Consider the following 12,496-nt stretch of genomic DNA (forward strand, 5'->3'; position numbering starts at 1 on the left):
ATTCCATAGGCGAAGAATCTTGAACTATGTGCTTCATGAATGTTGTCACCATGGCTTGCAACTGTGACGAAGCCGCGCTGCATCACAGATCAGGGTGCAAGATCACGCGAGCGATAAACCGCGATTGTAAGAATACAGGCCGTATTGGCAAATACCTCTCTTTCGGAGAGGGATTTTATGAAGAAAGCAATATTTCCAATTTCAATCGTACTTGCTTGTTCTGCGGCATTGTCTGGCTGTGTGACTGACCAACATGCGGCCCGATATCAATTGGAGCAGCAGAATGTGAGCGCACTCAACTGGATGCAGCAATCCGGTGAATATGATGCGCTCGCCTATCAAACGTTCAACGGTGCACGCAAAGCGTTCGATACGGCGAAGGTTCGCAAGGGATACAGGAAGGCGGTGATTGTCGATCTCGATGAGACGATGATCGACAATTCGGCTTATGCCGGATGGCGCGTTCAGCACAATATGCCTTACGCAGAGAAAACATGGGGGCGTTGGATGGCTGCCGAACAGGCGCGACCCATCCCGGGCGCTGTCGAGTTCGCGCGCTACGTGAATTCGCATGGAGGCACAATGTTCTACGTTACGAACCGCGATGCCAAATCATTTGAGCATACAGCAGCCAATATCAGGAAGCTCGGCTTTCCCGGTGTCTCTGCGAAGACGCTGTTGCTCAATAGTGGACAATCCAACAAGCAGCCGCGTTTCGATAAAGTCAAAGCAGCAGGCTTTGATGTCGTGATCTATATTGGCGATAATCTGAATGATTTCGGGGGTGCTACTTATCATAAGACCAACCAGCAGCGGCGCGCATTTGTTGCAGCCAACCGAGAGGCTTTTGGTACGAGATTCTTCATGCTTCCAAACCCGAGTTACGGTGACTGGGTTTCTGGCATGGCACCGGACTATTACAAACAGCCTGTTGAGAAGCAATTGGAGATCAACCGGAAAGCCATTCGAGCCTGGGCTGGCTGAAGCAGTGTGGCTATTCCAGAATGACAACGCAAAAAAGCGGACCCGAAGGCCCGCTTTTCTGTAATTCTGAAGCGATAAATATTAGCGCTTCGAGAACTGGAACGAACGGCGAGCCTTAGCCTTACCGTACTTCTTACGTTCAACAACGCGGCTATCGCGAGTAAGGAAGCCACCCTTCTTAAGAACCGTGCGAAGGCCTGGTTCGTAGTAGGTGAGTGCCTTGGAGATACCGTGACGAACGGCACCGGCCTGACCGGAAAGACCGCCACCAACAACGGTTGCGATGACATCGAACTGACCAGCGCGGTTCGATGCAACGATTGGCTGCTGCAGGATCATCTGCAGAACCGGACGTGCGAAATACGCGGCGAATTCTTTACCATTGACCGTGATCTTGCCGGAGCCTGGCTTGACCCAAACGCGAGCAATCGCGTCTTTACGCTTGCCAGTCGCATAAGCGCGGCCCTGAGCGTCGATCTTCTGGACATGAACCGGAGCGGCCTGTTCGGCGACTACGCTGCCGAGTTCTTCGAGCGAGTTGAGCTGCTCAGCCATGATTATGCATTCCCTTTGTTCTTGCGGTTCAGCGCTGCGACGTCTAGGACTTCGGGCTGCTGAGCTTCATGCTGATGATCTGCACCTGCATAAACGCGCAGGTTCTTCATCTGGCGACGGCCGAGTGGGCCGCGCGGGATCATGCGCTCAATGGCCTTCTCAACAACGCGTTCTGGGAAACGGCCTTCAAGAATCTGGCGCGCAGTACGCTCCTTGATTCCGCCTGGATGGCCAGTGTGCCAGTAGTAAACCTTGTCGGTGTATTTCTTGCCGGTCAGAACAACCTTGTCGGCATTGATGATGATGACATTGTCGCCATCGTCAACGTGCGGGGTGAAGGTTGCTTTGTGCTTACCGCGCAGGCGATTGGCGACGAGGGATGCGAGACGACCGACGACGAGACCTTCTGCGTCGATCAGAATCCACTTCTTCACCACTTCGGCTGGCTTCTGAGAAAAAGTTGCCATTGAAGTCTTCCTTGACTTAATCCCAGATCTTGCGATCCAGGCTTTTCTTGTTGCTTGTGTTGGTCACGCCAATGATACAGGCGGCCAACCCTAAGGACGTTAGAAAGCGAACTTTCATACGCACTGGGCGGGTCGATACACAAACTCTGGAAGATCGTCAAGCGCTGTTTTTATATCAATCTTTTAAAAATACAATAAAAACAACGACTTATGGTATTGGTATTATAATACCATATCTTTTTATCGCGGTGGAATGGAATAAGTGGCTGTTGCATGAGCGATTAGCTCATTTGTCTCATCGCTGAAAAGACTTATTTCCAGGACAGCCAAACGCTTTCCGAGCTTGAGAATCTTTGCTTCCGCTTTCACGGTCCCCGGAGTGGCTTTGCGCAGGAAGTTGATATTGAGATTTGTGGTCACGGCGAGCGCGACGGGCCCAATATGACCAAGAATAGCTGCATAAGCTGCGACATCTGCAAGTCCGAAAAGGGAAGGGCCTGAAACAGTACCACCGGGCCGTAAATGCCGGCTGTCGGCGTGAAGATGCATCGTCGCTTTTCCATCGTCGATAGAGACGATCTCGAAACTGTCATCAAGCTGCGGAAATTCGCGCTTCATGAAAAGGCGTAAATCGTCAATATTCATAACTGGGCTCAAGGCCGTATGGTGTGCAGCGCTGATATTCATGTTCTCTCCCTCATAACAAGGAATAGGGGGAGGATGGTCAATCTTGCAAGCATGTGTTGCGATATGCAAAAAATAAAACCCGAATTTGCAGCGGAGGAATGAAATGCAAGCGTCTTCAGACAATCAGATTCGCGAGATTCTTCAGTCCGTCAAAACGATTGCGCTGCTTGGAGCGTCGCCCAAGCCTGAGCGCCCCAGCAATGGCGTCATGAAGTTTCTATTGGATTGGGGCTATCACGTGATTCCCGTTAATCCGGGGCAGGTGGGAAAGATCATCCACGGACAACAAGTCGTGGCTACACTCGGCGATATTGATGAGCAGATTGATATGGTCGATGTGTTTCGCGCGTCTTACTCGCTTCCGGGGATTGTGGACGAAATTCTCGCCCTTAAACAGCGACCAGCCGTTCTATGGACGCAGCTTGATGTCGTCCATGAAGAGGCTGCCAAAAAGGCTGAAGAGGAGGGTCTGAAGGTGGTGATGGATCGCTGTCCGGCTATCGAGTATCCACGCTTGATGCGCTGACCTTAAGCCACGGAATTAATTTCTGTAATTGTGTCGCTTGGCGCAAAATCCTCCTTTGCTTTCTTTGTGGCACAGCCTAACGTCCGCTCATACTAATTGGCATAGACTATCAGGAGGAACTTATGTCCAAGCGCTCACCCGGCATCGAAACACTAGCAATCCATGCGGGCGCAAAGCCCGATCCGACGACGGGTGCACGTGCGACGCCGATCTATCAGACAACGTCCTTCGTGTTTGAAGATGCTGATCACGCCGCCTCGCTATTTGGCCTGCAGGCTTTCGGCAATATCTATACGCGCATCACCAACCCGACCACTGCTGTTCTGGAAGAACGCATTGCTGCGCTTGAAGGCGGGACCGCAGCAGTTGCGACGGCATCAGGGCATGCAGCACAATTGCTGATCTTCCATTGCCTGCTACAGCCGGGTGATAATTTCATTGCCGCTAACAAGCTTTATGGCGGCTCGATGAACCAGTTTGGTCAGGCTTTCAAATCTTTTGGCTGGCAGGTGCGCTGGGCAGAAGCGACTGATCCATCAGATTTCGAGAAGCATATCGATGAGCGCACACGCGCAATCTTCATTGAAAGCTTCGCAAATCCTGGTGGCATTGTTACAGATATCGCAGCCATTGCTGAAGTTGCCCACAAGCACGGCTTGCCGCTGATTGTCGATAACACGCTGGCATCACCTTATCTGATCCGTCCGATTGAACACGGCGCGGACATCGTTGTGCATTCGCTGACAAAGTTCATTGGCGGACATGGCAATTCGATGGGTGGCATTCTGGTCGATGCAGGAACATTCGACTGGGCAAAGTCGGGCAACTATCCGCTGCTGACGGAACCACGTCCTGATTACGCTGGCCTCGAAATTCACAAGACGTTCGGCAATATCTCTTTTGCAATTGCTGCTCGTGTGTTGGGTCTGCGCGACTTTGGCCCCGCAATCTCGCCGTTCAATGCATTCCAGATTCTGACGGGTGTCGAAACGCTTCCGCTGCGTATGCAGCGCCACAGTGACAATGCACTCAAGGTGGCGACCTGGCTGAGCAGCCACGACAAGGTGTCATGGGTAAGCTATGCCGGTCTTCCGAGCGACAAGTTCAATGCGCTGCAGAAGAAATATTCGCCAAAGGGTGCAGGCTCTGTTTTCACCTTTGGCCTGAAGGGCGGCTATGATGCGGGCGTCAAGTTCGTTGATAGCCTTGATCTGTTTTCGCTGCTCGCAAACATTGGCGATACGCGCTCGCTGGTAATTCACCCGGCATCAACGACCCATCGTCAATTGACCGATGAACAGAAAACTGCCGCCGGTGCTGGGCCGGAAGTGGTTCGCCTTTCGATCGGCATCGAAGATGCGGATGACATCATCGCAGATATTGAACAGGCACTTGCTAAGGTCTGATGTTATGAGCCTGCTTGTTGATTTCGAACTGACTGATGTTGAACCGGAGGAGGGGGCACCTTTACCAGAGCGTGTCCTGTCCGGTAATCCGCGGTCCCGCACATGGAACCTTGAAGAGACTGCCGACGGCAAGCTCTTTGCAGGCATATGGGAAAGTTCGCCGGGCAAGTGGCGTGTTGAATATGACGAATGGGAGTTTTTTCATATTCTCGCTGGTCATTCGGTCTTGACCGAAGAGGATGGCGAAGCGCGCACGCTTAAAGCAGGCGATAGCTTTGTCATTCGCCCCGGCTTCAGGGGCACTTGGGAAGTGATCGAGACCACGCGCAAGGAATATGTGATCCGGCTTTAAAGCCGGTGACGTTATTGAGACAAGTTAAAAGGCCCGGTCGCTATGACCGGGCCTTTTTCTTATGCGCCGTATGGCACCCAGATATTTTTCACCTGAATGGCTCGGCGCAGATAATCGCGGCCTTGTGCTTCGCTGGCGTTGCTCCAGTTTGGCAATCGACCATTGTTGACCCATGTGGCCTTGAGATTGCCAGCAGATGCCTTCTCGACCATGGCGCTGCCTTCCTTCGAACCGAAATACCAAAGGGCCGCCACTTCATCATGCTCGGCAAGCGTCTTGGCCAGAACATCGCGTTCGCCAGTGACGATGTTGATAACGCCTCCCGGCACATCGGATGTGTCGAGAACCTGATAGAAGTCACCGGCAATCAACGGATGGCGACTTGAAGGCACGACAACGGTGCGGTTACCCATAGCGATGGCAGGCAAGACGAGAGAGACGAGCGACAGAAGCGGCGCTTCATCCGGGCATACAATGCCCATCACACCCCATGGTTCGTTCATCGCGAGCGTCACGTGACGCGACCTGGTTGAATGCACTGCACCGTCGAACTTGTCGGCCTGCGCAGCGTTATAGAAAATCCGACGCAGCGATGCTTCAACTTCATCGGCGGCTTTCTTCTCGCTGACACTTGTGCTTTCCACGAGGCGAGCCACGAAATCGTCGCGGCGGGCATCGAGGTTTTCGCCGAGATAATAGAGCACTTGCGCCCGGTTATGTGCCGTTGCACTGCCCCAGCCTGATGCTTTTGCCGCAGCTTCGACCGCATTGCGGATGTCCTTGCGACTGCCAATACCGGCCTGACCTATGACCGCACCGCCTTTGCCTGTGATCGAATAGCTGTAACCGCCGTCCGGCCGGGCTTGCTTGCCGCCGATATAGTTCTTCATTGTGCGGTCGATGCCGTCGACGATGATTTTTTCACTGCCTGATGGTGAAGCTGAAGGAACGAAGTTCTCGACAGCCCTGGGAGCGACCAGCGCTTTTTCCCAATCGGCTGCGAGATATTCGTAAAGGCCTTCACGCGCACCTTCACGACCATAGCCGCTTTCGCGATAGCCGCCAAAGCCCGCACCAGCATCAAGCATGTTGGTGCAATTGATCCAGACAACACCGGCTTTCACACGGGCTGCGAGGTCGAGCGCCACATTGATGTTTTCCGACCAGATGGATGCCGCAAGCCCGTAACGCGTATTATTGGCAAGCGAGACTGCCTCGTCCGGTGTGCGGAAGGTCGTCGCAGCCGCAATTGGTCCAAAAATCTCAACCTGACAGACTGTGGCTGCCTGATCGACATCTGTGAAGAAACCGGGCGCGATGTAGTTGCCCTTGGCTGGCAGTGGGTTCGGCGTCTGCCAGAGCGCACCACCTTCTTCGATGCCTTTCTGGATCAGAGCGGAAATACGCTTTACCTGACCGGGAGAAACGATGGCACCGACATCGGTTGATTTATCGAGTGGGTCGCCGACGCGTAAGCTTTCCAGACGCCTTTTCAGCTTGGCATAAAAGCGATCTGCAATGCCTTCCTGCACCAGAAGGCGCGAGCCCGCACAGCAGACTTCACCCTGATTAAACCAGATGGCATCGACTACGCCTTCAACAGCGGCATCAAGATCGGCGTCTTCAAAGACGATAAAAGGCGATTTGCCACCCAGCTCCAATGAGAGTTTCTTGCCCGAACCGGCAATCTGCTCGCGGATGATGCGCCCTACCTGCGTTGATCCGGTGAATGCGACTTTGTCCACGCCCTCATGACCGCAGACGCTCGCACCTGTTGTGCCATCTCCCTGCACGATATTAACCACACCGGCAGGCAGGCCTACATCGTGACAAATTTCGGCAAAGGCGATTGCCGTCAATGGAGTGAGATCGGCAGGCTTCAACACAACGGTATTACCCGCAGCCAAAGCTGGCGCGATCTTCCATGCGAGCATCAGTAACGGGAAGTTCCACGGGATCACCTGACCGCAAACACCAACTGGCGAGAAGCCTTTAAATTCGTCCTCCACCATCTCCGCCCAACCGGCATGATGATAGAAATGACGAACTGCCAATGGAATGTCGATATCGCGCGTTTCACGCAGTGGTTTGCCATTATCCATGGTTTCCAGAACGGAGAGAAAGCGCTCGCGTTTCTGGATATGGCGAGCGATAGCATAAAGATACTTTGCGCGTTCATGACCAGAAAGCTTTGACCATTTGCCAAAAGCTGCGCGTGCAGCCTTAACAGCCTGATCTACATCTTCTTCTGTGCCGAGCGTGATTTCTGCCAGTTTGTCGCCATTGGCTGGGTTGGCCACCACAATGGTCTTGCGACCTTCTGGTTTGACGAAAGTACCGTTGATATAATGGCCGAAAGACCGGCCATGTTGTTCCAGCCACTGCTTCACATCGCCGTTTGCTTCTGGGGAAGGTCCATATTCCATGGTCTTCAGGATGTCCTTGATGGGTCGCATTTCAAATTTTCCTTACGCAGCGGCGTGACGATTGGCGCTCGAATAGCGTCCGGTCACGAAGTGCTCTAATTGCCGTTCGATATCACCAAGCATCGATGATGCGCCGAGGCGGAACAGGTCAGGTTCCAGCCAGCGATTACCGAGTTCTTCCTTCATCAAAGTGAGCCAAGCCAGTGCATCCTTGGCAGTCTTAAGACCACCGGCGGGCTTGAAGCCGACGATCTGGCCAGAATGTTCGCCATAATCACGCAGCGCCCGCACCATGGTCAGGCTGACGGGCAGGGTAGCGTTGACATCTTCCTTGCCGGTCGAGGTTTTGATGAAGTCGGAACCCGCCTGCATCGCAACCATCGAAGCGCGATAGACATTGGTGAGCGTGTTAAGATCGCCGGTCGCAAGAATGGCCTTCATATGCGCTTCACCACAGGCTTCGCGCATCGCGGCAATCTCGTCATAAAGTGCTGACCAGTTCTGTGTCAGCACATGCTCGCGGGTGATGACGATGTCGATTTCATCTGCACCCTGCTCGACCGCATAGGTGATTTCAGCAAGTCGTAGAGGCAATGGTGTGAGCCCTGCCGGAAAACCAGTTGCAACGGAGGCAACAGGAATGCCGGAACCTTCGAGCGCCTTGACGGCATGCGATACCATGGTCGGATAAACGCAGACGGCCCCCGTGGTAATATTTGCATCAGCAAGACCGAGAGCTTCAAGAATATCTTCACGCACCGGGCGGCGTGCCTTGGCGCAGAGCCTGCGAACACGTCCAGCGGTATCGTCACCCGCAAGTGTGGTGAGGTCGATGCACTGAATTGCGCGAATGAGCCACGCTGCCTGATACTCTTTCTTGATCGAACGACGTGCAGGCAACGTTGCCGCGCGACGCTCAGAGGCACTTCGGTTCACGACAACATCTTCAAACCATTCAGGCTTGAGCGGTGTGCCATTATTGCGGGGAAGGGTTTCGGTCATTTTATTGTCCGTCTGTAAGGTTTGTTGACGTTCAAGAGCACTTAGGCGCGTTGGGTCAAAGGCGTGTGCTCGCGGCAGAACGTTTCAAATTCCTCGACACTGGCATACGCCTTTTGAGTGCCGGGTCGGGTGATGGAATGAGCCGCATAGAGAGCGGCTTTTCGGAGTGCGGCCTCAACATTGCCGGTCTCAGCGTAGAAGCGGGCAAACGAGCCGATAAAAGCATCGCCTGCACCTGTTGTGTCTTTCGGCGTGACTTTAACCGGTGGAATATTGACGATTTCGCTGGCGGTAATCATGCGTGCGCCACGTCCGCCAAGCGTTACAATGACAGTACGGATGCCACGCGCGATTAGCGAACGCGCAGCGACGACGATCTCATCATCGGAGCTTGTCGGAAGCCCGGATAAAAGCGCGAGTTCGCTCTCATTGGGAACGAGAAACGTCACTTGTCGGATACGTTCAGGATCAAGATCAGCCGCAGCAGGTGCCGGGTTCAGAATAGTTTCGATGCCATTTTCCGCAGCGAAAGCAATGGTGTGATAAACCGTCTCAACCGGCACTTCCATCTGCATCAGGATGAGGCCGCATTCCTTCAAGTCATCCGCGGCCTTATCGACTTCAGCAGGCAAAAGATCGGCATTGGCACCTTTAACGATAAGGATAGAGTTCTCACCCGAAGGCTCGACGAAGATAGGTGCTACGCCGCTCGACTTGCCCGGTACTTTCAATACGTGTCGCGTATCGACGCCGAAACTATTCAAGTTGCGGATCGTATTATCGGCAAAAACATCATCGCCGACGCGCGTCACCATCATTACATCGGCACCGAGACGCGCAGCAGCCACAGCCTGATTTGCACCCTTGCCGCCGCAACCAATTTCGAAAGTTGGCGCTTCAAGCGTTTCGCCGGGGCCGGGCATACGGTTCACATAGGTGATAAGATCCACCATGTTGGAGCCGACCACTCCGATCTTTCTGGTCATGAGGAATTTCCTTTGAAAATTCAGAGTGCCTTGATCTTGGCTTCAAACTGTTCGGCGGCAGGCTGATCGAGATAGCCAAGGCGCACGGGGAAGATGGCGCGCTCGCCCGATGCCAGTGTCCGCACATTGTTTTTTGCTTTTTCTGCGAGATAGCCTTCCGGCTCGCAGGTAGACGGCAGGGCAAAAGCTGCGACCTGTGCATCCCCGTTGACCAGAATCCAGCGCACGGTTTTCGGGAACGCTGCGACGGGGTACGAGATTGCAAACCCATCCCCATCCGGTAGCTGCATCATCTGATGCGTCTGGCCCTCAGCGTCGGTTGGCAAGCTGCGAATGTAGAAAACCTGCTCAGGGTCGTAGCGTTCTGGCTCAGCCAGCACCTCCATCGCAGAAGGATCAGCGGCCAGTTCATTGATCAATGAGAGGTAATCGTCATTGGGCGTTACGTGCCCGGGAACGGCTGTTCGCACCTGTACATGATCCGGCGTGAAGGCAACTGGCTGCACGATGCGCGCACCTTCATCATAGGCGAAGTTGACATGACACATATACATCAGCTCCATCGGCGCCGATGAGAGGTTCTCGACATCCATGGTGATATCGAAGAGCGTTTCTTTCGCATGAAGGCGGACACTGGGCCGGGCGAGATAATGTGCACCAAAGCCCATGACATATTCATACTCGCCGGTGACTTCGACAAAGGTGCCATGTTCGTCTTTGCCGAATAAAAGCCCTGCCTTGTCCATCTTCGCGCAGGCCATTTCACCATGCAGAAGGTGATTGTCCTGCGGGGACGGACAACCATTGCGCAAGATGCCGCTATGGAAAGCAAAGCAACCATAGGTCTCGACAATGGTGGTAGAGGGGCGCGGCATGGAAAAGCTGTTGCCCATGGTGAGATCGATGCCGTCGAACTCTGCGCCCCAGACCATCTGCCCCATGAATGGGAGCACGATGATATTACCCCGTTCGTTTTCGATCAGCAGTGCTTCGATACCGCTTGGATAGCGAAACGCGGTTACGCTCAGACCATCGGCGCTCGCGAGGATATGAGGCTGTTCGGCAAAATCCTGACGGCGAAGATGAAATTCAATATCCTGCATTTGGGATCACCTGCCTTGATTGCGCGAAGCATTGATCGCGATGACGAGGATGAGGAAGGCACCCCAGATGAAATCGATCAGGTGGTTGGAGAACCGCATCATCTGAAAACCGGAAGAAAGAAGCATGAGGGCAATCAGTGCGATGGCGACACCCAACACGCGTCCTTTGCCGCCCGCCGGATTTGTGCCGCCAAGCACGGCGATCAAAACCGCCTGCAACAAATAGGATGCACCGTAGTCAGATTTGGCTGCATTGGTGCGCCCGGACAAAATGACCCCTGCAAGCGATGCAAGAACGCCTGTCAGCATATAGGAATAGAGGATCATGCGATCCTTGCGGATGCCGGCGAAGACTGCCGCACGTGGATTGGTGCCAATCAGCATAAGATTGATGCCGAGCGTGGTGCGAGTCAGCAGGATTGCCACGAAAATACAGACGACAATGAACAGCAGGAAAGGTGTGGCGATCCCCATGATCTTTCCGTTGCCAACCCAGTTCCATGCATCAGGAAAACCTACGATTGCCGGGCCGCCGGTGAGCACCAGCGCCAGACCCATCAAGACCTGACCCGTACCAAGTGTTGCAAGGATGGGCGTGATACGCAGCTTGGCAATCAGCAGACCATTTACAAGTCCCGATAACAGGCCGACCAGCATGGCGAGCAGAATGCCAATGATGGTGTAGAACAACATGCCGGAGCCGGACGTTTGCGCTGCCTGCACCATGGATGAGTGGAAATAGACGCCAGCGACGATGCCCGCCAGATTGGCTATGCCGACAACTGAAAGATCAATGCCTCCTGTCAACATCGCAATCATCATGGCAACGGAGAGGATACCCAGTTCAGGCATGATGTAGCTGATGGATTCAAAATTATAATAACGCAGGAACTTGTCCGGGTTCATCCATGTCATCAGTGCGAAAACAAGCACGGTAATGACGACAAGCTGGATGATATTATTGTCTCCGCCAAAGATACGGCGCATGTCGAAAGACTGTTTCATGTCGCTTTCTCCCTTCAGGCGATGCTTTTGCGATCACGCCATGCCGTGATGGCAGTGGCCGCAATGATGATGAGGCCAACCACGACGCGTTGCCATGTGGTGTCTACTTTCATGATGATGAGCGAGTTTTTGACCATCACGAGCATGAAGACGCCCATGAGTGTTCCGAGCACTGTTCCACGACCACCGAAGATGGATGCGCCGCCAAGAACCACAGCTGCGATCACATCGAGCTCCAGCCCGACAAAATCACGCGGATTGGCAAGCCAGATCATTGATGAGTGCAACAGACCCGCGAAACCTGCCAGTGCACCTGCCACGCAATAAACAAAGAAGATCGTGCGACGCGTATTGAAGCCAACGCGTTTTGCCGCTTCTGGCGAACCGCCATAGGCATAAACACTGCGCCCGATCATGGTGTGCGTGAGGATAAGGTGGATCAATAAAGCGAGTACCAGATAGACAAGGAACATCGCCGTGAGACCGAAGGTCGTGCCGGTGGCAGACGTAAGCGAGATTACATCCGTCTTGCCAAACTCGATCAGCTCTTTCGGCATCTTGTTGATGTTGACGATACTGGTGCCCACAAGGCCCAACACGAGGCCGCGCACGATGGAGCCGGTGCCAAGCGTCACAATCAGCGGGATCATCCTGAAGCGATGAATGATGAAGCCGTTGAATGCACCGAGCAACAAGCCGATGAGCGTTGCCGCTACAAACGGAATAAACACACCATCATAGCCAAGGTAAACCATGGCGCGGACGGTCAGATACATGGCGGCAATGGCGAAAGCCGTAAAGGACACGTCGATACCGCCGGAAATCATCACCAGCAAAACGCCGAGCGCCATGATGCCAATCACGACATTGGAGCGAAGGAGGCCGAAAATATTATCCAGCGACCAGAAGGCGGGATTGATAAGGCCGATCGTGATCATTGCGATGAGAAGCACACATGCAATGATGAATTCGGTACTGCGAAAGAACTTCATGTGCC

Annotated in this window: 13 protein-coding genes; 4 read left to right on the forward strand and 9 right to left on the reverse strand. The window is 53.7% G+C overall.

Annotation, left to right across the window (positions count from 1 at the left end; all coding sequences use genetic code 11):
* Window positions 1–177: 177 nt before the first annotated feature.
* Window positions 178–984, forward strand: coding sequence for a 5'-nucleotidase, lipoprotein e(P4) family (locus tag CEV32_RS09965; protein ID WP_094576770.1), 807 nt, complete (start codon window positions 178–180; stop codon window positions 982–984).
* Window positions 985–1,065: 81 nt separating this feature from the next.
* Here the strand turns inward: CEV32_RS09965 and rpsI are convergent, their stop codons facing one another.
* From rpsI to CEV32_RS09980, 3 genes are all read right to left on the reverse strand, one after another.
* Window positions 1,066–1,539, reverse strand: a complete 474-nt coding sequence (rpsI, locus tag CEV32_RS09970) for a 30S ribosomal protein S9 (RefSeq protein WP_094576773.1) — start codon at window positions 1,537–1,539, stop codon at window positions 1,066–1,068.
* Between the two features lie 2 nt (window positions 1,540–1,541).
* The gene (rplM, locus tag CEV32_RS09975; protein ID WP_094576776.1) at window positions 1,542–2,006 is read right to left on the reverse strand and encodes a 50S ribosomal protein L13; all 465 of its coding nucleotides are present in this window, start codon (window positions 2,004–2,006) and stop codon (window positions 1,542–1,544) included.
* A 240-nt stretch (window positions 2,007–2,246) separates the two neighbouring features.
* On the reverse strand, window positions 2,247–2,693 hold the full coding sequence (locus tag CEV32_RS09980) for a PaaI family thioesterase (RefSeq protein ID WP_094576783.1): 447 nt from the start codon (window positions 2,691–2,693) through the stop codon (window positions 2,247–2,249).
* 103 nt (window positions 2,694–2,796) lie between these two features.
* Here CEV32_RS09980 and CEV32_RS09985 point away from each other — a divergent pair, with 103 nt between their 5' ends.
* The 3 genes from CEV32_RS09985 to CEV32_RS09995 all read left to right on the forward strand — a co-directional run bounded on the left by CEV32_RS09985 (window position 2,797) and on the right by CEV32_RS09995 (window position 4,977).
* Window positions 2,797–3,219 (forward strand): CoA-binding protein, encoded by a 423-nt coding sequence (locus CEV32_RS09985; protein WP_094576787.1) that lies wholly within the window; start codon window positions 2,797–2,799, stop codon window positions 3,217–3,219.
* Window positions 3,220–3,341: 122 nt separating this feature from the next.
* On the forward strand, window positions 3,342–4,625 hold the full coding sequence (locus tag CEV32_RS09990) for an O-acetylhomoserine aminocarboxypropyltransferase (protein WP_094576790.1): 1,284 nt from the start codon (window positions 3,342–3,344) through the stop codon (window positions 4,623–4,625).
* 4 nt (window positions 4,626–4,629) lie between these two features.
* Window positions 4,630–4,977, forward strand: coding sequence for a cupin domain-containing protein (locus CEV32_RS09995; protein ID WP_094576794.1), 348 nt, complete (start codon window positions 4,630–4,632; stop codon window positions 4,975–4,977).
* A 59-nt stretch (window positions 4,978–5,036) separates the two neighbouring features.
* On the opposite strand, the gene CEV32_RS10000 is transcribed toward CEV32_RS09995, so the two are convergent.
* Genes CEV32_RS10000 through CEV32_RS10025 form a run of 6 tightly spaced genes read right to left on the reverse strand, consistent with a single transcriptional unit; the run spans window position 5,037 to window position 12,491 of the window.
* Window positions 5,037–7,433: an aldehyde dehydrogenase family protein gene (locus CEV32_RS10000; RefSeq protein ID WP_167382783.1), complete on the reverse strand. Its 2,397-nt coding sequence runs from the start codon at window positions 7,431–7,433 to the stop codon at window positions 5,037–5,039.
* 12 nt (window positions 7,434–7,445) lie between these two features.
* Entirely contained in the window at window positions 7,446–8,405 is a 960-nt protein-coding gene (gene deoC / locus CEV32_RS10005; RefSeq protein WP_094576798.1) for a deoxyribose-phosphate aldolase, read from the reverse strand.
* Between the two features lie 41 nt (window positions 8,406–8,446).
* Window positions 8,447–9,391: a ribokinase gene (rbsK, locus tag CEV32_RS10010; protein ID WP_094576800.1), complete on the reverse strand. Its 945-nt coding sequence runs from the start codon at window positions 9,389–9,391 to the stop codon at window positions 8,447–8,449.
* A gap of 20 nt (window positions 9,392–9,411) precedes the next feature.
* On the reverse strand, window positions 9,412–10,494 hold the full coding sequence (locus tag CEV32_RS10015) for an aldose 1-epimerase family protein (RefSeq protein ID WP_094576803.1): 1,083 nt from the start codon (window positions 10,492–10,494) through the stop codon (window positions 9,412–9,414).
* Between the two features lie 6 nt (window positions 10,495–10,500).
* A complete protein-coding gene (locus CEV32_RS10020) occupies window positions 10,501–11,499 on the reverse strand; it encodes an ABC transporter permease (protein ID WP_094576806.1) in 999 nt (332 codons plus the stop codon).
* A gap of 14 nt (window positions 11,500–11,513) precedes the next feature.
* Entirely contained in the window at window positions 11,514–12,491 is a 978-nt protein-coding gene (locus CEV32_RS10025) for an ABC transporter permease (RefSeq protein WP_094576809.1), read from the reverse strand.
* Window positions 12,492–12,496: the final 5 nt, after the last annotated feature.

The organism is Brucella rhizosphaerae, assembly GCF_002252475.1.
Lineage (GTDB): Bacteria > Pseudomonadota > Alphaproteobacteria > Rhizobiales > Rhizobiaceae > Brucella > Brucella rhizosphaerae.

Bases quoted from the DNA above. Each gene is read 5' to 3' on its own strand.
- CEV32_RS09965 (WP_094576770.1), top strand. From the start codon at position 178: ATGAAGAAAGCAATATTTCCAATTTCAATCGTACTTGCTTGTTCTGCG.
- rpsI (WP_094576773.1), bottom strand. From the start codon at position 1,539: ATGGCTGAGCAGCTCAACTCGCTCGAAGAACTCGGCAGCGTAGTCGCC.
- rplM (WP_094576776.1), bottom strand. From the start codon at position 2,006: ATGGCAACTTTTTCTCAGAAGCCAGCCGAAGTGGTGAAGAAGTGGATT.
- CEV32_RS09980 (WP_094576783.1), bottom strand. From the start codon at position 2,693: ATGAATATCAGCGCTGCACACCATACGGCCTTGAGCCCAGTTATGAAT.
- CEV32_RS09985 (WP_094576787.1), top strand. From the start codon at position 2,797: ATGCAAGCGTCTTCAGACAATCAGATTCGCGAGATTCTTCAGTCCGTC.
- CEV32_RS09990 (WP_094576790.1), top strand. From the start codon at position 3,342: ATGTCCAAGCGCTCACCCGGCATCGAAACACTAGCAATCCATGCGGGC.
- CEV32_RS09995 (WP_094576794.1), top strand. From the start codon at position 4,630: ATGAGCCTGCTTGTTGATTTCGAACTGACTGATGTTGAACCGGAGGAG.
- CEV32_RS10000 (WP_167382783.1), bottom strand. From the start codon at position 7,433: ATGCGACCCATCAAGGACATCCTGAAGACCATGGAATATGGACCTTCC.
- deoC (WP_094576798.1), bottom strand. From the start codon at position 8,405: ATGACCGAAACCCTTCCCCGCAATAATGGCACACCGCTCAAGCCTGAA.
- rbsK (WP_094576800.1), bottom strand. From the start codon at position 9,391: ATGACCAGAAAGATCGGAGTGGTCGGCTCCAACATGGTGGATCTTATC.
- CEV32_RS10015 (WP_094576803.1), bottom strand. From the start codon at position 10,494: ATGCAGGATATTGAATTTCATCTTCGCCGTCAGGATTTTGCCGAACAG.
- CEV32_RS10020 (WP_094576806.1), bottom strand. From the start codon at position 11,499: ATGAAACAGTCTTTCGACATGCGCCGTATCTTTGGCGGAGACAATAAT.
- CEV32_RS10025 (WP_094576809.1), bottom strand. From the start codon at position 12,491: ATGAAGTTCTTTCGCAGTACCGAATTCATCATTGCATGTGTGCTTCTC.